The organism is Leucobacter chironomi DSM 19883 (assembly GCF_000421845.1).
Taxonomy (GTDB): Bacteria; Actinomycetota; Actinomycetes; order Actinomycetales; family Microbacteriaceae; genus Leucobacter; species Leucobacter chironomi.
The window spans coordinates 139,678-159,138 of sequence record NZ_ATXU01000002.1 but is presented as its reverse complement, the minus strand read 5'-3'; the positions used below and the strand labels follow the sequence as shown (position 1 = coordinate 159,138).

The following is a 19,461-nucleotide window of genomic DNA, read 5'->3' as shown; positions in this document are numbered from 1 at the left end:
GTGCGTCGTGCCTCACTCGACCTCGCCGCCGACGTCGCTTCCAGTGCCGCCACGAACCCTCGCGGTGCGACGGACTAGTCGCTCTCGGCCTTGCGGCGGTCCTCTCCATCAGCTGCGACGGCCCCGCGTTGCAGCCGCAGCTTCACCGCTGAGGCGACGCCCGCTGCGAGACCGAGGCCTCCCAGCACCATCCAGAGCGCGGCGATCGCGGATCCGGCGACGAATGCGGGGGTGCGTCCGGTGACGAGCGGCACCTCGGCCACCATCGCGCCGGCGGTGAACGGTTCGAGTGCGGCGAGGTCGCGTCCGTCCGGCGCGACCACGGCGCTCGTTCCGACCGTCGAGATGTTGACGAGGGCGCGCCCCGTCTCGATCGCGCGCAGCCGGGCGATGGCGAGCTGCTGCACGCTCTCGTCGGTGCGCCCGAAGTCGGCGTTGTTGGTCTGCGCGAAGATCACCTCGGCCCCGGCATCCGTCATCGCGACGGCCTGCGCATCGAAGATGATGTCGAAGCAGATCGCGAGCCCGGCCCTGACCGGGCCCACCGCCGTCGGCACGTCGAACGCGGCCGGCAGCGCTCCCGCCGCGTACTCCAGCTGCACGAGATCGACGAGGTCGGGGGCGAGCATGTGGAAGAACTCGCGGTTCGGCATGTACTCGGCGAAGGGCACCGGGTAGCGCTTGTCGTACCGTGCGGGCTCGGAGCCCGCCGCGCCCCACACGAGGGAGCTGTTCGTGTAGCTGCCATCGGGATTCTCGAGGATCGTGCCGACCACGATCGGCGCCCCGGCCCGCTTCGCGAGCTTCGCGACGCGCTGCGACGCCAGCGGGCTGGCGGGCAGACCGAACTCGGCGCTGTTCTCGGGCCAGACGATCACGTCGACAGTCTCGTCGTCGGCTTCGAGGCGGTCGAGCAGATCCTCGGTCGCCGCGATGTGGTCGCGCAGCACGTCGCCCGATTCGCGGTCGTCGAAGATGCCCGACTTCGAGTTGCCCTGCACGGCGGCGACCCGCAGGATGCCGGTCTGCTGCAGCGGCACCGCCGGCAGGAGCACCAGCACCAGCAGGATCACGAGCCCGGCGGCGCCCCCGGCCAGCATGATTCGCCCGGGGCGGGCGGGCGGGATCTCTCGCGCAGCCGGATCCGCCCCGGAACGGGAGGAGCGCGCAGCGAACGCTGCAGCGACCGGCAACGCGCAGGCGAACACGATCAGTCCCGAGAGTCCGGCGAAGCCGGTCCACGACACGGCCTGTGCGAGCGGGCCGTCGGCCTGAGTGTGCGCAAGACGACCCCACGCGAAACCGCCGTAGGGCCACGATCCCTGCGCCTGCTCGCGCAGCACCCACAGTCCCGCCACCGCGATCGTCTGCGCCACCGCAACCCACCACCCCCGCGACCGACGAGTTCGCGCAGTCTCGGAGGCATCGGCGAACCGGTCAGCGCTTGGGGAGATTGCCGAATGGTGGCGTGACTGGCTGGGTCTGGCAGCGAGCGAAGCGAGCCGGATGGAACGCCACCATTCGGCAATCTCCCCAAGCGCGCGGGTGACCAGCGCAGCCGCGATCCCGAACAGCGCGAACCAGAGGATCATCACCGCGCTGAGCCCCAGCCACGGCACCGGCCCGAGGTAGAGCGTGAGCCAGGAGATGTGCGGCATCCAGAACGCGGCCCCCGCGGCGGTGCCGGCGAGCAGCCCGATCGGCCAGCGCTGCTGCCACACCGCCGCGAGCACGAGCGCGACTCCGGCGAACGCCGCCGGCCACCAGGCGACGCCCGGACTGGCCACGTCGAGCAGCGCGCCGCCGGCGGCGGCCGCGATCAGCGACGCCCACCACGGCAGGCGCTTCACAATACCTCTCACAGAACGCCCCTCACGAGGTGCTCGACGCTTCGACGATGCCGCGGCGCACGCCGCGCTTCGCTTCGCGGGCGAGTTTCGCGAGCTCGCCCAGGCGGTCTTCGTCGAGACCGCCGCGCACGGCGGTCTCGCACGCCTGCGCGATCTGGTCGAGCATGTCGATGGTCTGCTTGGTCCAGCGCACGAAGTCGCCGGCGCCGATGCCCGAGCGTTCGAGCACGTGCTCGATCGGGGTGCCCGCGGCCCAGGCGTGCATCGCGGCGGCGAGGCCGGCGTGCGGCATCTCGCTGCGCGGCAGCCGATACCGTTCCGCAAGGTCGTCGAGTTCGACCCACAGGTCGAGCACCCGGTCGTGCGCGGCTGCGAAGAGGCGCCCGCCCGGCAGGCCGGGTTCGCCTTCGTCATCGCGTCGGGGCTCGTAGCTGAGCGCGCAGCACATGGCCGCGAGGCCGGCCGCGTCGAGGCCGCGCAGCGCGTCTCGCCGCAGGCACTCGGCCACGAGCAGGTCGCGCTCGCCGTAGATGCGGCGCAGCAGTTCTCCCCACGGCGCCACCTCGGGCTCCGACGACGGGCCCCGCAGGTAGTCGAGGTCGAACAGCAGTTCGACCACTCGGTCGAAGGTGCGCGCGATGGTGCCCGTGCGCGACGCGATCTGGCGGCGACCCCGTTCGATGCGTCGCCGCAGTTTGCGCGCGCGGTCCTCCCAGCGCCTGCGATCCGCCCCCTGCGACCGCGCCGCCGCTGCGTCGTAGCCGGCGAGGGATTCCTGCTCGGCGCGCAGCTCGCGGGCCTGATCGACGACGGCGCGGTCGGCCTGGAACTGCGCGAAGGAGAGTTCGAGGGTTTCGCGCACCTGCTCCATGTCCATGCGCTGCAGCAGGTTGACGGCCATGTTCGGCGTGGGCCGGAAGCTGGACCGCACCGGGAACGACCGCGCACCGGCGAGGTGGGCGAGCGCTTCGAGGTCCACCCCGTCGCTCCACACCACGACCGCGTGGCCCTCGGTGTCGATGCCGCGCCGCCCGGCACGGCCCGTCAGCTGCGTGTACTCCCCCGAGGTCAGCGGCACGCGCTGCTCGCCGTTGAACTTGTCGAGCCGTTCGATCACCACGGCGCGCGCCGGCATGTTGATGCCGAGGGCCAGGGTCTCGGTGGCGAAGACGAGCTTCACGAGGCGTCGCTGGAAGAGGTGCTCGACGACGGTCTTGAACGCCGGCAGCAGGCCCGCGTGGTGGGCGGCGACGCCCCGTTCGAGGCCCGCGATCCACTCGCGCACGCCGAGCACGCGGCGCTCCTCGTCGCTCATGTCGATGGTGGCGGATCGCGCGACGCGCCGGATCTCCTCGCGCTCTTCGCGCGTGGTGAGCGCGATGCCCTCGAACAGGCACTGCCGCACCGCCTGGTCGCAGCCGTTGCGGCTGAACACGAACACGATCGCGGGCAGCAGCCGCGTCTCGTCGAGGGCGCGCGCGATGTCGGCGCGGGACACGCGGCGCGTGCGGCGCACCGGCGGGCGCCCCCGCGTGCGGCCGCGATCCGCATAGCCGTGACCGCGGTCGCGTCCGCGGTCCCGATCGCCGCGATCGGAGCGACCGCCACGGCCCCGGTCGTCGCCGCGCCGCCCGCCGTCGAGCTGGCGCAGTTCGGGGTTGATGCGACCGCCTCCGCCCGTCGCAGCGGTCTCGCCGTCGCGGCCCACGAAGAGCGGCAGCAGCGCCTTCGAGGTGAGCACGTGCTGGTAGAGCGGCACCGGGCGGTGCTCCGAGAGGATCACATCGGTGTCGCCGCGCACGGCGTGCATCCAGTCGCCGAACTCCTCGGCGTTCGAGACGGTCGCCGACAGCGACACCAGCCGCACGTCCGGCGGCAGGTGGAGGATGATCTCCTCCCACACGGCACCGCGCCAGCGGTCGCCCAGGTAGTGCACCTCGTCGAGCACCACGAAGGCGAGACCGTCGAGCGCGTCCCGCGGGCCGCCCGCGCGCCCCTCGTCGCCGTCGGCGTAGATCATGTTGCGCAGCACCTCGGTGGTCATCACCACGATCGGGGCGTCCCCGCGCAGGTTCACGTCGCCCGTGAGCAGGCCCACCTCGTCTTCGCCGTACTCCTCGCAGAGCTCGTGGAACTTCTGATTCGAGAGCGCCTTGATGGGGGCCGTGTAGAAGATGCGGGCATCGCGCTCGCGGCGCGCGAGATAGACCGCGAACTCGGCGACGGTGGTCTTGCCGGAGCCCGTGGGGGCCGCCACGAGCACGCTGCGGCCCTCTTCGAGCCGTTCGCAGGCGGTGCGCTGGAAGGCGTCGAGCGGATACCCGACCCGGGCAGCGAAGGCGTCGAGCGCCGTCTGCGGGCCGGCCGCGTCCGGCCCGGTCACGGGCCCGTCCGGCCCGGCCGCTGCCCCGGTCGGCTGCGTCACGACTGCTTCCCCAGTCGTCCCCGCGTGCGACCGTCGCCGTCTGGGCTGTCATCGGTGTCCGAGTCGTCGATGCCGTACTCGGCGAGATCGGCTGCCCGCTTCTTGTCGACGCGCCGATCGTGCAGGATCGCGATCCCGGCAGCGCCGAAGTAGAGCACGATCAGCGGCGCCGCCAGCAGGAACATGCTCATGAGGTCGACCGCCGGCGTCGCGATCCCGGCGAACAGGATGATGACGAGGATCGCGACGCGCCAGCTCTTCAGGATCGACTTGCCGCGGACCACGCCGAGGAAGTTGAGCATGACGAGCAGCGCGGGCATCACGAAGCCCGCACCGATCGCGAGCAGCAGCTTCGTGGAGAAGTCGAGGTACTTGCGAGCGCTCATGAAGGCCGCATCCTCGGGCGGCGCGAAGCTCGTGAGCAGGCGCACGATGTTCGGGATGACGAGCCAGCCGGCGTAGGCGCCGAGCAGGAACAGCGGGACCGCGGTGCAGAGGAAGCCCACCCCGTACAGCTTCTCTCGCTTGGTGAGGCCGGGGGCGAGGAACGCCCAGATCTGATAGAGCCACACCGGGCACGAGATGATGACCGCGATGAACAGTGCGATCTGCACCCGCGTGTCGAAGGCGCCCGTGATGTCGTCGTAGTTGATCTGCGCCGTGCGCCCCTGCTCCTGGGCGATGTCGTAGATGGGCTGACGCAGCACGTCCCACACGTAGGGCGAGAGAATGAAGCCGACGACGAGGCCCACGACGATCGCGAGAGCGGAGATCATGAGGCGCTTGCGCAGTTCGACGAGGTGGTCCCCGAGGCTCATCCTCGCCTCGGGATTGCGCTTCTTCCGCGCCTGTTCTGCCATTCGCTCAGTTTATCCCAGTGAGCCTGCAGAACCGGGCACCCGGGCGGCGACATCGAGCGCGCGCCCGGCCCACGCGCGCACCGCCTCGCGAGCGCGCTCGGGCGACTCGACGACCACCTCGCCCGGCGCCGCCTGCACGAGCCGGATCGCGGCACCCTCGTGCCACGCCTCGACGCGCACGCGCACGCGGCCGGCCGCGTCCTCGCCGATCACCTCGGGGGCGAAGCCGCGGATCCTCGGCAGCACGTGCGCTGGAAGCGACACCACCAGCTCGAACGCGGAGCGCGCATCCTCGCTCGCCGGCGCGTGCGGCTCGGCCGCAAGGTCGAGCACGCGCACCCCGCTCATCTGCTCGACGCGGAAGCTGCGCTCGGCGTCGCGGTCGCGGCAGTGCGCGCGCAGATACCAGGATCCGGCGTGCTGGGTGAGCGCGATCGGATCGGCCGTGCGCCGACTCGTGCGCCCCTCGGCGTCGCGGTAGTCGAAGGCGAGCACCCGGCCGGCGTCGATCGCCGAGACGACGAGCGGGATCCGCGGGTCCTGCGGATCCGCCGTCACGGACAGCGCCGGCGCCGCCGCCCCGAGCGCCGTGCCGAGCTTGGCCGCGGTCTGCTGCGCCCGACGTGCATCATCGGCGGGCAGCATGGGCGTGAGCGCCTGCAGTCCGGCGATCAGGGCGGCCGTCTCCGCGGGCGCGAAACGCGGCGCGTCGTCGACGGCGACCGTACGGGTGAGGCTCACGACGTCGTCGCGCTCCAGCGCGTCCCAGTCGATGTCGAAGAGGTCTTCATCCTGGTAGCTCAGCGTCTCACCCGGCACCCCGGCCGTGCCGAGGAAGCGCACCAGCCCGCGCAGCAGATCAGGGGCGACGTCGAAGGCCGCGGCGAGCTGCGGCACGGGAGTCGGCCCGTGCTCGCGCAGATACGGAACCAGCGCGAGCAGCAGCATCACGCGGTCAGGGGCGAGCACCCGCTTACGCAACGCCGGCTCCCTTCTCCTGCGCGGCGCCGGATTCCGCCGCCGGCGCAGACGCGCCCGCCTCGTGGGCCGCCGCGATCCGCTGCAGCCCGTCGAGGACGAGCCCGCGCAGCGACTCGGGCGCCACCACCGCGGCATCGGCCCCGTACCCGATGAGCTCCTCCGCGAAGAGGTGCGGGTCGAGCACCCCGATCGACAGCCGCAGCCGATCGCGACGCACATCCGGCTCGGCGCCGACGGCCCGGGGCGCGAGCCGCGCCTCCGCAACACTGCCGCGCCGCACCAGCACCTCGGCCCGCCGGTTCTCCCGCAGCGCGAGCAGCTCGGCGATCGCGGGCTCCCCCCGCTCCCGCAGCGCCGGATCGAAGCGCTCAGCGCCGAGCCGCACCTCCCCCGCGATGCGGGAGAGCAGGAACACCCGATCCGCCTCGCGATCGAGATCCCACGAAATCAGATGCCAGCGCCCGTCGACCCGGTGCAGCCGCAGCGGAGCCGCCCGACGCGCAAGCGGAGCATCCCGGCCCGGCAGCGCGTAGTCGAAGCGCACCACCCGGCCCTCGTCGATCGCGCGCTGCAGCGGCGCCGCGGCCGGCTCCGCCGTGCCGAGACTCGGGGCGACGCCCAGGTGCTGCACATCCAGCCCGGCTCCCAGCGCCTCCAGCTTCATCGCTGCGCGGCGCGACGCCGCGCTCAGGCTGCCCTCGCTCCACGCCAGCGCGGCGAGGCGGAGCAGCATCAGCTCGCGCTCGTCGAAGCGCAGCTCGCTCGGAAACTCCAGCTGCTCCTTCGAGATGCGATACCGGGTGAGCTGGTTGTTGCCCGGCTGCATCGGCGAATCGAGCGTCTCGATCTGAATGCCGAGCTCGCGCAACTGCTCCTTATCGCGCTCGAACAGACGGTCGAGGGCCGCGCGCTCCGATGCCGACGTCGATCCCGACCGCTCCGCGTAGCCGTGCACAGTCGACAGCAGCTCCTGCTTCGTGAGCCCCTGAGGGCTCACGACGAGGGCGAGAACCAGGCTGAAGACGCGCTGCTCGCCGGGAACGCGACCGGTCACCCGCGCCTCAGCCGACCCCGATGATGTCGACGACCACGACCTTCGCCTCGGCGTCCGACTCGTTCTCGATGATGACCAGCTGCGAACCGACCTTCGCACCCGTCAGCTGCTCGCGGAAGGTGTTGCCCGACTGGGAGATCTGCTGCTCGTTTCCGAGACCCATGAGGCCCGTGTTCCAGCTGTTGGTCTGCACGGTGCCGTCCCAGCCCACGGTGAGCACCTGCGCGATGACGTTGTCCTCGGCGCCGACCTCTGCGCCGTCACCCTCGACACGCACCGCCGAAGTGGTGCCGGCGGGGGCGTCGCGCGGGGGCAGCACGATGCCGGGGCGCCCCTCGTGATCGGTGACGACCGCGGGGAACCCGTTCGGGAGACCGCGGACCGGGCCGTGCGCGGCGAGCGGGCCCGCCGAGACGACGTCGATGACACCCACGAGGGGGGCCTCGGGATCGCCACCGAGCTGCATCGCGAGCTGCGAGCCCTCCTCGGGCGAGATCGCGACGACGACGCGGTCGCCGGGCGCCGCGCAGCGCAGCGACTCGCTCAGCGGGTTCGCCGCGTCCTCGGACACCAGCAGGAACTCCGCCGACTGATCGGCGGCCGCGAAGCCGGGGCTCTCGTAGAGCCGCTCACCGCTCGCGGGATCGAAGAAGGCCATGTTGACGCCCACGAGCGACTGCTCCTCGACGATGCTGCTGCGATCCGCCGCCTCCTCGACCACCGTGCGCTGCGTGGCGAGCACTTGCAGATCCTCGGGGATCGAGACCTCGGGGGTCTCGCCGAAGCCGCCCTCGACGGTGACGCCGTCGCTCAGCGCACCCGGGTGGAGCGTCGGCTCGCAATCTGCCGCCGAGGCCTGCGCGCTGCAGCCTGTGGCGCCGGCGAGGAGCAGCGCGGCGGCTGCAGTAGCGGGAACGAGTCGACGAAGCATGAGCACCTCTCGGAGAAGCCGATTCGGCCGCCGGAGCGGGCCGGCCGAACTGAACCCGGCTATCCTATCGAACCTCAGCGCGAGGAATGCGCGTCGCCGCCCTCGGCGTCGGCCTCGGCACCGCGCTCCCGCGCGAAGCGCTGCGTCTCCCGCACCTTCTTGCGCAGCACCTTGTCGCTCTTGCCCCGCTCGCCCACCGCTTGGGGCGTCCACGCGCCCGCGTCGCCCTGCTCGCCGATGTCGGGCAGCCAGCTCGCGAGATCCTCCTCGGTGAACTCGCTCTTCGAGGCACGGCGCTTGAGCTCCGGCAGCTGCGTACCCGGCGCGAGCCTGCGAGCGGTGATGAGGAAGCCGGTGTGCGCCACCATGCGGTGATCGGGGCGCACGGCGAGCCCCTCGACGTGCCAGCCGCGCACCATCGTCTCGGACGACTGCGGGTGCGTGAACAGTCCGCTGCGGCGGATCTCCTCGGCCGTGCGCGAGAGCTGCGTCACCGTGGCGACGTAGCAGATGAGCACACCGCCGGGCGCGAGCGCCTGCGCCGCGACGTCCACGCACTCCCAGGGGGCGAGCATGTCGAGCACCACGCGGTCCACCGAAGCCGCCTCGCACGTCGAGGGCAGCGTCTCCTGCAGGTCGCCGACGGTGACGGTCCAGTTCTCGGGGGCGCGCCCCTTGAAGGCCGCCACGTTGCCGCGGGCGATGTCGGCGAACTCCTCACGGCGCTCGAACGAGAACAACCGCCCCTCGGAGCCGATCCCCCGCAGCAGGTGCAGCGACAGCGCACCCGACCCGACACCGGCCTCGACCACCCGGGCTCCCGGGAAGATATCTGCGAGCGAGAGGATCTGCGCGGCGTCCTTCGGGTAGACGATCGCGGCACCGCGCGGCATCGACATCACGAAGTCGGAGAGCAGCGGGCGCAGCGCGAGGTATTCCTCGCCGTTGCTGTTCGTGAGGACGGAAGCGTCGGGCAGCCCCACGATCTCCTCGTGGCGGATCATGCCGCGGTGGCTGTGGAACTCGCCGCCGGGCACGAGCGTGATCGTGTTGAGACGGCCCTTCGGGCCCGTCAGCTGCACGCGGTCGCCGTAGCCGAGCGGGCCGCGAGCGGCCGGCGCGTGCTCGGCGGGCGTGGGCTCGGCGTTGCCGGCCTCCGAGGTCGAGTCGTCCATGATCTGCTGCTCGCTCACCGCTGCGCTCCCGTCGTCTGATCGGCGTTCCGCAGACCGCGGAAACGCTCGGAAAGTCTATCCGCGTCGACGCCTGCGAGCGTCGGCCACAGCTCGTGCGCCGGCGCCTCCCCCAGCTCGAGCAGGTTCGGCACGCCGATGGCGACCGCGCCGGACGCCCGGGCCGAGGCGAGCCCCGTGGGCGAGTCCTCGATCGCGAGGCATCGCTCGATCGGCACTCCGAGAAGCGCCGCACCGCGCAGGTAGGGGTCGGGATCCGGCTTCTCGCGGGCCACTTCGTCGCCGGCGACGATCCCGTGGAACAGCCCGTCGGGCAGCAGCCCGACCACCGCGTCGGCGATCGACCGCACGGCCATCGTCACGAGGGCGCTCGGGATCCCCGCCGCCGCGAGGGACTCCAGCAGCTCCACGGCGCCCGGCCGCCACTGCGGCCCCGCCGCGCGGAGGCCCGCGATCACGCCCGCCTCCCACTCCGCGATGATCTCGTCGATGCCGAGCGGCACACCCAGCTCTTGGAAGACGAGTGCGGCGCGGCGCAGACCCGATCCGATCAGGCGGTCGCGAGTCTCAGCGGTCAGCTCGATGCCGTACCTGGCGAGCATGGACAGCTCGGCGTCGAGCCACAGCGGCTCGGAGTCGATGACAGTGCCGTCCATGTCCCACAGGACGGCCGCGGGCGCTTCGTGCGGGGAAAGAGGACTCATCCGCATCAGTGTAGTGCCGAGGCCGGAGCCGGCGGCCCAAGATATGGGATCTGCCGTCGCTATGCCTGATCCGCCCCGGAGCGGCATAGCGACGGCAGATCCCATAGCGACGGCAGCACCCGCGTCTGAGACGGGGAGCGGTGTCGATATCCTGGAGGGTATGTCCGAGACCGCCTCCCCGCAGCCCCGCGTGCTCATCGTCGCCTTCCAGGGCTGGAGCGACGCCGGCGACGCCACCACCGAGGTGCTGCAGCACCTGGGCGGGCTGATCGACGCGGAGGTGCTGCACGTCATCGGCTCCGAGGGCTACGTCGACTTCCAGGTGCACCGCCCGAAGCTGGTGTTCGACTCCGACGGCAACCGGGTGCTCGAGTGGCCCGACACGCGCCTCTACGGCACCGTGCAGCGGCCCGGCGAGGAGGCCGCCGCTCCCCGACCCGACGAGGAGACGCTGCGGCGCATCGACGGCAGCCCCGTCACCGACCTGCTGCTGCTGGCCGGTGTCGAGCCCGCCCGCGACTGGCAGAACTTCGCCGACGAGATCGTCGAGCTGATCGACGTGTGGGGCGTCGACACGGTCGTGATCCTCGGCGCGATGTTCTCCGACGCCCCGCACTCGCGCCCCATCGCCGTCTCGGTCTCGACCGAGAGCGCCGAGCGGCGCGCCGAGACCGGCGCCGTGCGCAGCAGCTACGAGGGGCCCGTGGGCATCGCGACCGTCGTAGATCTCGCGCTCGCGCAGGCCGGCATCTCGGCGATCTCGCTCTGGGCGCAGGTGCCCCACTACGTGCACAGCGCCCCCTCGCCGAAGGCGACGCTCGCGCTCCTCGACAAGCTCGAGGAGCTGCTCGACATCGTGATCCCGCGCGGCGAGCTGCTGGTGCAGGCCAACGAGTGGGAGGCCAACATCAACCGGATCGCAGCCGCCGACGAAGACATGTCGCGCTACATCCGCGGCCTGGAGGAGTCGCGCGACGAGGCGATGGCGGCCGAGGCCACCGGCGACGCGCTCGCGCTGGAGTTCGAGAAGTTCCTCGAGGGCGGATCGCGCGGCGCCGATCAGACCGGCCCGAGCGAGGCGGATCTCACGGGCGACCCCGACGATCACGACGACGACGCGGACCCCGAGCAGCGCTGATCCGCGCCGCGATCCGCCACCGCGAGCAAGCTGCGATCGAGCCGGCCCCTTCGTATCGAGTCGGCCTGACATTCGCGCGAATCGTAGGCCGACTCGTACAGCACCGGCCGACTCGATAGCCGCGCAGCCCGCGCTACAGCTTCACGCCCAGCAGCGCATCGACGGCGTCGGAGATGAGCACCGGATCGTCGACGCCGCGGTCGAGTGCGGCGTCGAGCGTCGCCAGCATCACCGGCGTGTCGAGATCGTTCGCGAGCGCCGCCCGCAGCTGCTGCAGCACCGCGACCGAGGAGGCCGGGTCATCGCCGCGCCGCGCGAGCCCCTCGCGCCAAGCCTCGAGCCGACGGTTCGCGGTCTCCAGGTCGGCGTCGTGCCACTCCCACTCGGAGCGGTAGTGGTGCGCGAGCAGCCCGAGACGGATCGCCGACGGATCCGCCGGCACCCCGGCGCAGGCGCCGTGCGTGCCGTCGAGCAGCTTCGACACGAAGACGAGGTTGCCGCGCGACTTCGACATCTTGTGCCCCTGGTAGGCGACGAGGCCTGCGTGGCAGTAGGCGTGCGCGAGCGGTGTACCCGAGCTGGCGGTGGCGTGCGCCGCGGTGAACTCGTGGTGCGGGAACACGAGATCGGACCCGCCACCCTGCACCGTGAAGGCCCCGCCGAGCGCCCGCGTCGCGATCACCGAGCACTCGATGTGCCAGCCGGGCCGTCCTTCGCCCACCGGGCTCGGCCAGCTCGGCTCGCCCGCGCGCGCCGCGCGCCACAGCAGCGGATCGAGTGGGTTGCGCTTGCCCGGTCGCTGCGGATCGCCGCCGCGCTCGGCGCTGAGCTGCAGCATCGTGCCGCGGTCGTAGGGCGCGACGTCGCCGAGCCGCCACTGCGACTCGCGCTCGGCCGCGTCGGTATCGAAGTAGAGATCGTCGCCCGCGGCTTCCTCGGTCGGCACCGCGTAGGCGAGGCCCCGCTCCACCAGCTCGCGCACGGCGGCGGCGATCTCGTCGATCTGCTCGGTGACCGCCACGTAGTGCTCGGGAGGGATCATGCCCATGCGGAACATGTCTGAGCGGAAGAGCCCGATCTGCTCGTCGGCCAGCGCGCGCCAGTCGACGCCCGTCGCCTCGGCGCGTTCCAGCAGCGGATCGTCGACGTCGGTGATGTTCTGCGCGTAGACCGTTTCGAGGCCGGCATCGCGCCAGGCGCGCTGCATGATGTCGAACGCGAGGTAGGTGAAGGCGTGGCCGAGATGAGTCGCATCGTAGGGGGTGATGCCGCACACGTAGAGCAGCGCCCGGCCGTCCGAGATCGCGGGGTGCTCGAAGCGCCCGGTCGCGGTGTTGAACAGCTTCGGGGCGAGGCCGGTGCCGGGCAGTGCGGGCAGTTCGGGGGGCGTCCAGGTTCTCATCGGATCACCCCGACCGTCGCCGCTCCGGCGGTCTGCGCGGCCGCCGTGCCGCCCTCGGCGTCGAGCAGGCCCGTGCCGAGCAGCACGAAGATCACGGCGCCGAGCGCCAGGCGGTAGATCACGAACGGCATGAAGCTGCGCTTCGAGATGTAGCTCATGAAGAACTTGATCACGAAGATCGCGACGACGAAGGCGATGGCCGTGGCGAGCAGCGTCAGCGACATGGGGGCGCCGCCGCTCGGCTCGCGCACCTCCTTGAAGAGCTTGTAGAAGCCGGATCCGAGCACCGCGGGGATGGCGAGCAGGAACGAGTAGCGCGCCGCGGCCTCGCGGGTGTAGCCCATGAGGAGGCCGGCGGTGATGGTGCCGCCCGATCGGGAGACGCCAGGGATCAGCGCGAGCGCCTGGGCGCCGCCGTACAGCAGGCCGTGCTTCCAGGTGAGCTCTCGGAGGGGGCGCTCCTTGCGCCCGACCCTGTCGGCGACGCCGAGCAGCAGACCGAACACGATGAGCATCGTGGCCGTGAACCAGAGAGATCGCAGCGTGGTGTCGATCGCGTCCTCGAAGAGCAGCCCCAGCACCACGATGGGGATCGAGCCCAGGATGATCCACCAGCCCATGAGAGCGTCGGGGTCGCGGCGCGGCGCCTTGCCGACGAGCGAGCGCCCCCACTGGCCGATGATGCGCACGATATCGCGCCAGAAGAAGACGATGACCGCCGCCTCGGTGCCGATCTGGGTGATCGCGGTGAACGCGGCGCCGGCGTCGCCGATGCCGAGCAGCTCGCTCGCGATGCGCAGGTGCGCGCTCGAGGAGATCGGGAGGAACTCGGTGAGACCCTGCAGGATGCCCAGCAGAATCGCGTCGAAGAAGCCCATCATGTCCTTTCGGTGGCGGATGGAGGCGTGCGGCCGTTCCGGGCCGCCGTCCAGGATAGCTCAGGGGCGCCGCGAAGCCTTGGAGCGGCGGATCGTGCGCGGCAGCGGATCGGCGGCGCCCTGCCCTGGCGCCCGCCCGGTCAGTAGCGGCGCAGCAGGTCGACGAGCACCCGGTGCCCGAAGTCGAGGGCGTCGAGCGGCACGCGCTCGTCGACCCCGTGGAACATGCCCGGGAAGTCGAGGTCGGCGGGCAGGCGCAGCGGCGCGAAGCCGTAGCCCGCGATGCCGAGTCTGGAGAGGGCTTTGTTGTCGGTGCCGCCGGACAGCAGGTAGGGCAGCACGCGCGCCTCGGGGTCGGCGCGGCGCAGGCTCTCGGTCATGGCGTCGACGAGCTCGCCGGCGAAGGGCACCTCGAGACCGATGTCCGAGTGGACGGTCTCGATCTCGATGTCCGGCCCCACGATGGCCTGCACGCGGGCGAGCACGTCGCCCTGCTCCGAGGGCAGCGAGCGCACGTCGACGAGCGCCTCGGCGGTGTCGGGGATGACGTTGTGCTTGTAGCCCGCGGTGAGCACCGTCGGGTTGCTCGTGTTGCGCAGGCTCGCCTGGATGAAGCCGCCGCTCTTGCCGAGACGCAGCACGAGTTCGTCGGGCGCCACCTCGCGGGCGTCTTCGCCGAGGATGGCGGCGAGTTGGTCGACGAGGTCGCGCGTGGTGTCGCAGAGGGTGACCGGCCACTCGTGCCGCCCGAGCGCGGCGATGGCCTCGGCGAGCCGCGTGAGGGCGTTGTCGTGCCAGACCCGCGAGCCGTGGGCGGCGGTGCCCCGGGCGCGCAGGCGGATCCAGTCGAGCGCCTTCTCGCCGGTCTGAATGAGATAGGCGCGGGTGCCGGCCACGTCGATGGAGTAGCCGCCGACCTCGCTGATCGCCGCGGTGGCGCCCGCGAAGAGCTCGGGGTGGTGCTCGACGAGGTGGTGCGAGCCGTAGACGCCGCCGTTCTCCTCGTCGGCGAAGAAGGCCAGGATGATCTCGCGGCGGGGCCGCTCCCCCGCCCGCAGCAGCTCGGCGACGGCCGTGAGGATCATGGCGTCCATGTCTTTCATGTCGACCGCGCCGCGCCCCCAGAGCATGCCGTCGGCGATCACCCCGGCGAAGGGGTCGACGCTCCAGCCCGCGGGATCCGCCGGAACGACGTCGAGGTGGCCGTGCAGCACGAGGGCCGGCAGCTCGGACTCGGCGCCCGGCACGCGCGCGACGACGCTCGCGCGGCCGGGCAGCGACTCGAAGATCTGCGGCTCGAGCCCCAACTCCCGCAGATACGCCGCCACGTACTCGGCTGCCGGGAGCTCGGGTTCGGCGTCGCCGCCTCCGCGATTGGTGGTGTCGATGCGGATGAGATCGCGGGCCACGCGCGCGGTCTCGGAGAGCTGGGGGTCGGTGATCTCGCTGCTCATGCCTCCAGCGTAGCCGCAGCCTCCGACACGGGGCCGGGGCATGACGCCGGACGTCGCTCAGGGCACTACGATAATTGGTAATGAGAATCGTTACTCCTATCAAGCTCGTCGCTTTCGCAGTGCTCGCACTCGTGGCGGCCGCGACTGTCTGGGGCCTCATCGCCCTCTGGCCCGACTCCGACCGAGTCGCCCGGGCAGCGGACCGTGCGCCCCTCGTCGCGGAAGGCACCACCTTCGAGACCGGCGAACTCCTCGCGGTGACCGAGGGCTGCGCCGAAGCCGCCGGCAGCACGGCCGACGAGTGCCTGACCTTCTCCATCGGCATTCGCAGCGGCGACGACGCCGGCCACGTCGTCGATATCACCGCTCGAGGCGCCATCACCCAGGCCGGCCTGCAAGCCGGCGACCGTATCGAGCTCATGGCCTCCCCGCACGCGCCCACCGCCGAGACCCGCTACCGGCTCGCGAATCAGTACAGCGTGTCGGGCGTGTTCCGCGGCCTGCCGCTCGCGATCCTCGCGCTCGTCTTCGTCGCGGTGGTGATCGCGGTGGGCAGGCTCAGAGGTCTGCTCGCCCTCCTCGCACTCGGGATCAGCGCGACCGTGCTCCTCGCCTTCCTGCTGCCTGCGCTCGTGGCCGGCTCTCCCGGCCTGCTCGTCGGGGTCATCGCGTCGAGCGCGATCATGTTCGTGATCCTGTACCTGGTGCACGGCTTCAACATGCGCACCACTTCGGCGCTCGTCGGCACGCTGTGCGGCATCGCGATCATGGCCGGCGTCTCGCTGATCGCCACACAGGCGACGCGCCTCAGCGGCATCGGCGACGAGGCCTCGGGCACGCTCGCAGGCGTGGCCGAGCACATGGACTTCCGCGGGCTGCTCAGCTGCTCCGTCATCATCGCCGGGCTCGGCATTCTCAACGACGTCACGATCACCCAGGCATCGTCGGTGTGGGAGCTGCGCGCCGCCGCCCCCGCGATGCCGCGGCACGAGGTGTACGCGAGCGCGATGCGGATCGGGCGCGACCACATCGCCTCGACCGTGTACACGGTGTTCTTCGCGTACGTCGGGGCGGCGCTCGGCGTGCTGATCCTGGTGTACCTCTACAACCGGCCGTTGCTCTCGCTGCTCACCCACGAGGACATCGCGATCGAGGCGGTGCGCACCCTGTGCGGCAGCATCGGGCTCGTGCTCGCCGTACCGATCGCCACCAGGGCGGCGGTCTGCTTCGCACCCGCGCCCTCGACCGGCTCCGCAGACGCGGCATCGCCCGCCGAGGCGCCGAGCGTCTAGCGCACCGGCGCGTCGACCGGTCGGGCGTCGTCGTCGAGCGGGTACGAGAAATGCCACCACTCCAGCTCGTAGGGTTCGAAACCGCCGGCGATCATCGCTTCACGCAGCCGCGCCCGGTTGGCGGCCTGTTCCGGGGCGAGGCCCTCGGCATCGTAGTGCGACCGCTCGCCGAAGAAGTCGAACGGGCCGCCCATGTCGAGCGGCTCGCCGCCGGCGAGGTCGACGAGGGTGAGGTCGACGGTGCCGCCGAGCGAGTGCTTCGATCGCTCGGCGATGTAGCCGAGTTCGAAGAGCTGCGGCTTCTCGAAGTCGGGGTAGTACTCCGCTCGGGTCGAATCGTCGTCGGTGCGGGCCCAGTCCATGAAGAACCGCACCGCCCGCGTGGGGCGGTAGGCGTCGTAGACGCGCAGACCGAGGCCCTCCGCCGCGAGCTCCCGCTGCACCCCGGCGAGCGCGGCCGCCGCATCGCGCTGCAGGATCACCCGATCGTCGGTCTCGTAGCCGTCGACCACCTGCCCCGTGAAGTTGCGGGTGCCCGCGTAGCGCAGCTCGACCTCGATGCCGGGTTCGAGCTCACGGGCGTCGACGAAGTCGTCGGGCATGGTGCGCTGCTCCGCAGCATCCGCACGCCCGTCGATCCGCTCCGCGGCCGGAGCCGGAAGCTCCCGCTGCGCCGAACCGGCCGCGACCGCGCCGATCGCACCGGCCGCGGCGCCGAGCAGCAGCACGACCCCAACCGACAGCGCCGCGATCCTCGCAAGGCGCGACGCGAGCCTGCGCACCAGCAGCAGCGATCCGAGCGCCAGCACGGCGAGCAGCACGAATCCGACGACGGCGATGGTCTGAGGCGCTGGCACGGCATCAGCCTAGGGGATCCCGAGCGCCGGATGAGAGACTGAGCGGCATGGCATATCTCGCGCTCGTCACCGGGGCCTCCGCCGGACTCGGCGCCGAACTCGCACGGCAGCTCGCCGAGCGCCGCGTGAACCTCGTGCTCGTCGCCCGCGACGAAGCCCGGCTCGAAGAGCTGGCCCGGCGACTGCGGCACGAGCACGGCGTAGCCGTCGAGGTGCTGGCCGCCGACCTCACCGAGCCCGACGGACTCGAACGAGCGGCGAAGCGCGTCGCCGACCCCGACTCCCCCGTCGACATCCTCATCAGCAACGCGGGCTTCGGCGTGTACGAGGGGTTCGAATCGAGCCGCATCTCCGACGAGCGGCGCCTGCACGAGCTGCTGTCGTGGGTGCCGCTCCGGCTTGCGCACGCCGCGATCCCGGGTATGCTCGCCCGCCGTCGCGGCTGGATCATGAACGTCGCGAGTGTCGCCGCCTTCACCCCGAGCGGCAGCTACGGGGCGGCGAAGGCCGCGGTCGTCTCGCTCTCGCGTTCGCTGAACGCCCGATATCGCGGATCGGGCGTGCGGATCACGGCGCTCTGCCCCGGCCTGCTCGACACGGAGTTCCACGAGCGCATGGGCGCGGACCACCTGCCCCGGCTGCCCCGCATCGCGTGGGCCGACACCCGCAGAGTCGCCCGCGAGGGGCTGCGCGGGCTGCACCGGGGCCGCGCCGTGGTCGTCTCGGACTGGCGCTACCGCCTCACCCGACCCCTCATCTCGGTGATCCCCGACCGGCTGCTGGAACGGACCACGACCACGAGCGAGTGAGCCGCGCGCTGCGCGGAATCCGCACCGATGTCCCGCCGATCCGCTCGCTCAGCCCGGGGCGATGAGGCCCGAGATCCACGAAACCACCATCGCCACGACGAGCGCGTCGAAGGCGAACGAGATGAAGATGTGCGTGCGCACCGCGGTGAGCCCGGCGCGCACGAGCCCCGGCGGCTGCATGCCGTCGACGCCGAGGCTCAGGCCCCGGCCGCCACCGCCTCGGCGACCGGCGTACCGCCCGCGTTGAAGCGGATCGTGCGGCCGATCGTGCCGTCGTCTGCGAGCACCGCCGCGACGACCGCCGCGACGTCGGCCCGGGGCACGCTCTCCGACTGCTGCGCATCGGCGTCGATCCGCCCGGTGCCGGGATCGAGGGTGAGCGCGCTCGGCCCGAGCACCGTCCAGTCGAGCCCGGAGGCGCGCAGGTGCTCGTCGGCGGCGGCCTTCGCCTCGGCGTACGCGAAGAACGGATGGTCGGGGGCGACCCCGTGCTGCGGCGACGCACCGAAGTAGGAGACCATCACGTAGCGCCGCACCCCCGCACGCTCGGCGGCATCCATGCTGCGCACCGCGGCCTCGTGATCCACCGCGCGCGTGCGCGCCGGGTTGCCGCCGCCCGCGCCCGCCGACCACACGACCGCGTCGTGACCCGAGATCAGCTCGGACAGCGCCGCCACGTCGAGCCCTTCGATGTCCGCGACGAGCGGCTCCGCCCCCGCCGCTCGCACCTCCTCCGCGTGATCCGGGTTGCGGATCACCGCCGTCACCCGGTCGCCCCGCTCCACGAGCAGCGGTTCCGTGAGCAGCGCGATCTTGCCGTGTCCGCCGAAGATGATGATCCGTGCCATGCCTTCCACCCTACGCGCCGAACCGGCTCGCGCAACGGGGTGCCGAATCGGCTTGCAACCGGATCACGAGCCGGGCGCAACCGGATCACGAGCCGGGTGCCGCGAACCGTGCGCCTCCCGCAAGATAGCGACTCGTGCACGGCAACGCAACGGGGTGCCCGCCCAGCCGCCGAGACGGTTGACTGGTGATGATCCGATGCACGCAACGAGATTGGGAGAACACCATGACGCACCTGACCGGGAAGCGCGTAGCGATCCTCGCCACGAACGGCTTCGAGGACTCCGAGCTGACCGAACCGCTGTCCGCAGTGAAGGAGCACGGCGCCGAGGTCGACATCGTCTCGACGAACACGGGCACGATCCGCGGCAAGAACGGGCACGAGACCATCGTGAGCCGGTCGTCCGCCGACGCGAGCGCCGCCGACTACGACGCGCTCGTGCTGCCGGGCGGCGTGGTGAACGGCGACCGCATCCGGCTCGATGAGCACGCGGTGGCGTTCACGCGCGACTTCTTCGAGCAGCACAAACCGGTCGCCGCAATCTGCCACGGCGGCTGGATCCTCGCCGACGCCGACGTGCTGCAGGGCCGCACCGTCACCTCCTACCCGAGCCTGCGCACCGACCTGCGCAATGCCGGCGCGACGTGGGTGGACGAAGAGGTGGTGGTGGATCAGGGCCTCGTCACGAGCCGCACCCCCGACGACCTGCCCGCCTTCAACGCGAAACTCGTCGAGGAGATCGCCGAGGGCAAGCACCGCGGGCAGACCCCGTAACGGGCTCCCCGC

18 protein-coding genes are annotated in these 19,461 nt (G+C 71.7%); 4 read left to right on the top strand and 14 right to left on the bottom strand.

All coding sequences use genetic code 11. The features are described 5' to 3' along the window. Positions 1–74: 74 nt before the first annotated feature. The 8 genes from lnt to H629_RS0102575 form a co-directional block, all read right to left on the bottom strand. Positions 75–1,862, bottom strand: a complete 1,788-nt coding sequence (gene lnt, locus H629_RS0102610) for an apolipoprotein N-acyltransferase (protein ID WP_024355802.1) — start codon at positions 1,860–1,862, stop codon at positions 75–77. A gap of 10 nt (positions 1,863–1,872) precedes the next feature. Beyond that, the gene (locus tag H629_RS0102605; RefSeq protein WP_029746496.1) at positions 1,873–4,233 is read right to left on the bottom strand and encodes a DEAD/DEAH box helicase; all 2,361 of its coding nucleotides are present in this window, start codon (positions 4,231–4,233) and stop codon (positions 1,873–1,875) included. Positions 4,234–4,271: 38 nt separating this feature from the next. Then, positions 4,272–5,135 carry a twin-arginine translocase subunit TatC gene (tatC, locus tag H629_RS0102600; protein WP_029746495.1) on the bottom strand — a complete coding sequence of 288 codons (864 nt, stop codon included), beginning with the start codon at positions 5,133–5,135 and terminating at the stop codon, positions 4,272–4,274. Between the two features lie 9 nt (positions 5,136–5,144). Next, positions 5,145–6,116, bottom strand: a complete 972-nt coding sequence (locus tag H629_RS0102595; protein ID WP_024355799.1) for a helix-turn-helix transcriptional regulator — start codon at positions 6,114–6,116, stop codon at positions 5,145–5,147. Then, a complete protein-coding gene (locus H629_RS0102590; protein ID WP_024355798.1) occupies positions 6,109–7,170 on the bottom strand; it encodes a helix-turn-helix transcriptional regulator in 1,062 nt (353 codons plus the stop codon). The genes H629_RS0102595 and H629_RS0102590 overlap by 8 nt, the downstream gene beginning before the upstream one ends. Before the next feature lie 7 nt (positions 7,171–7,177). Next, the gene (locus tag H629_RS0102585) at positions 7,178–8,101 is read right to left on the bottom strand and encodes an FKBP-type peptidyl-prolyl cis-trans isomerase (RefSeq protein WP_024355797.1); all 924 of its coding nucleotides are present in this window, start codon (positions 8,099–8,101) and stop codon (positions 7,178–7,180) included. A 74-nt stretch (positions 8,102–8,175) separates the two neighbouring features. Next, a complete protein-coding gene (locus tag H629_RS0102580) occupies positions 8,176–9,276 on the bottom strand; it encodes a tRNA (adenine-N1)-methyltransferase (protein WP_036084331.1) in 1,101 nt (366 codons plus the stop codon). Between the two features lie 14 nt (positions 9,277–9,290). Continuing rightward, positions 9,291–9,998 carry an HAD family hydrolase gene (locus H629_RS0102575; RefSeq protein ID WP_076623870.1) on the bottom strand — a complete coding sequence of 236 codons (708 nt, stop codon included), beginning with the start codon at positions 9,996–9,998 and terminating at the stop codon, positions 9,291–9,293. 160 nt (positions 9,999–10,158) lie between these two features. Between H629_RS0102575 and H629_RS0102570 the strand changes: the two genes are divergently transcribed. Beyond that, on the top strand, positions 10,159–11,136 hold the full coding sequence (locus H629_RS0102570; RefSeq protein ID WP_024355794.1) for a PAC2 family protein: 978 nt from the start codon (positions 10,159–10,161) through the stop codon (positions 11,134–11,136). A gap of 133 nt (positions 11,137–11,269) precedes the next feature. Here H629_RS0102570 and mshC read toward each other — a convergent pair whose 3' ends face one another. From mshC to H629_RS0102555, 3 genes are all read right to left on the bottom strand, one after another. Continuing rightward, positions 11,270–12,538, bottom strand: coding sequence for a cysteine--1-D-myo-inosityl 2-amino-2-deoxy-alpha-D-glucopyranoside ligase (mshC, locus tag H629_RS0102565; RefSeq protein WP_024355793.1), 1,269 nt, complete (start codon positions 12,536–12,538; stop codon positions 11,270–11,272). Beyond that, the gene (locus H629_RS0102560) at positions 12,535–13,416 is read right to left on the bottom strand and encodes an undecaprenyl-diphosphate phosphatase (RefSeq protein ID WP_024355792.1); all 882 of its coding nucleotides are present in this window, start codon (positions 13,414–13,416) and stop codon (positions 12,535–12,537) included. The genes mshC and H629_RS0102560 overlap by 4 nt, the downstream gene beginning before the upstream one ends. A 140-nt stretch (positions 13,417–13,556) precedes the next feature. Continuing rightward, positions 13,557–14,870 (bottom strand): M20/M25/M40 family metallo-hydrolase, encoded by a 1,314-nt coding sequence (locus H629_RS0102555; RefSeq protein WP_024355791.1) that lies wholly within the window; start codon positions 14,868–14,870, stop codon positions 13,557–13,559. An 80-nt stretch (positions 14,871–14,950) separates the two neighbouring features. Here H629_RS0102555 and H629_RS0102550 point away from each other — a divergent pair, with 80 nt between their 5' ends. Continuing rightward, positions 14,951–16,162 carry a YibE/F family protein gene (locus H629_RS0102550; RefSeq protein WP_152485625.1) on the top strand — a complete coding sequence of 404 codons (1,212 nt, stop codon included), beginning with the start codon at positions 14,951–14,953 and terminating at the stop codon, positions 16,160–16,162. On the opposite strand, the gene H629_RS0102545 is transcribed toward H629_RS0102550, so the two are convergent. Beyond that, positions 16,159–17,019, bottom strand: a complete 861-nt coding sequence (locus H629_RS0102545) for a M15 family metallopeptidase (protein WP_024355789.1) — start codon at positions 17,017–17,019, stop codon at positions 16,159–16,161. The two genes, H629_RS0102550 and H629_RS0102545, sit on opposite strands and share 4 nt — an antisense overlap. A gap of 47 nt (positions 17,020–17,066) precedes the next feature. Here H629_RS0102545 and H629_RS0102540 point away from each other — a divergent pair, with 47 nt between their 5' ends. Further along, positions 17,067–17,828: an SDR family NAD(P)-dependent oxidoreductase gene (locus H629_RS0102540; RefSeq protein WP_024355788.1), complete on the top strand. Its 762-nt coding sequence runs from the start codon at positions 17,067–17,069 to the stop codon at positions 17,826–17,828. Between the two features lie 48 nt (positions 17,829–17,876). Here the strand turns inward: H629_RS0102540 and H629_RS15705 are convergent, their stop codons facing one another. Both H629_RS15705 and H629_RS0102530 read right to left on the bottom strand, forming a co-directional pair. After that, positions 17,877–18,008: a hypothetical protein gene (locus H629_RS15705; RefSeq protein ID WP_276202536.1), complete on the bottom strand. Its 132-nt coding sequence runs from the start codon at positions 18,006–18,008 to the stop codon at positions 17,877–17,879. A 17-nt stretch (positions 18,009–18,025) separates the two neighbouring features. Further along, a complete protein-coding gene (locus H629_RS0102530; RefSeq protein ID WP_024355787.1) occupies positions 18,026–18,676 on the bottom strand; it encodes an NAD(P)H-binding protein in 651 nt (216 codons plus the stop codon). Between the two features lie 224 nt (positions 18,677–18,900). Between H629_RS0102530 and H629_RS0102525 the strand changes: the two genes are divergently transcribed. Then, a complete protein-coding gene (locus H629_RS0102525; protein WP_024355786.1) occupies positions 18,901–19,449 on the top strand; it encodes a type 1 glutamine amidotransferase domain-containing protein in 549 nt (182 codons plus the stop codon). Positions 19,450–19,461: the final 12 nt, after the last annotated feature.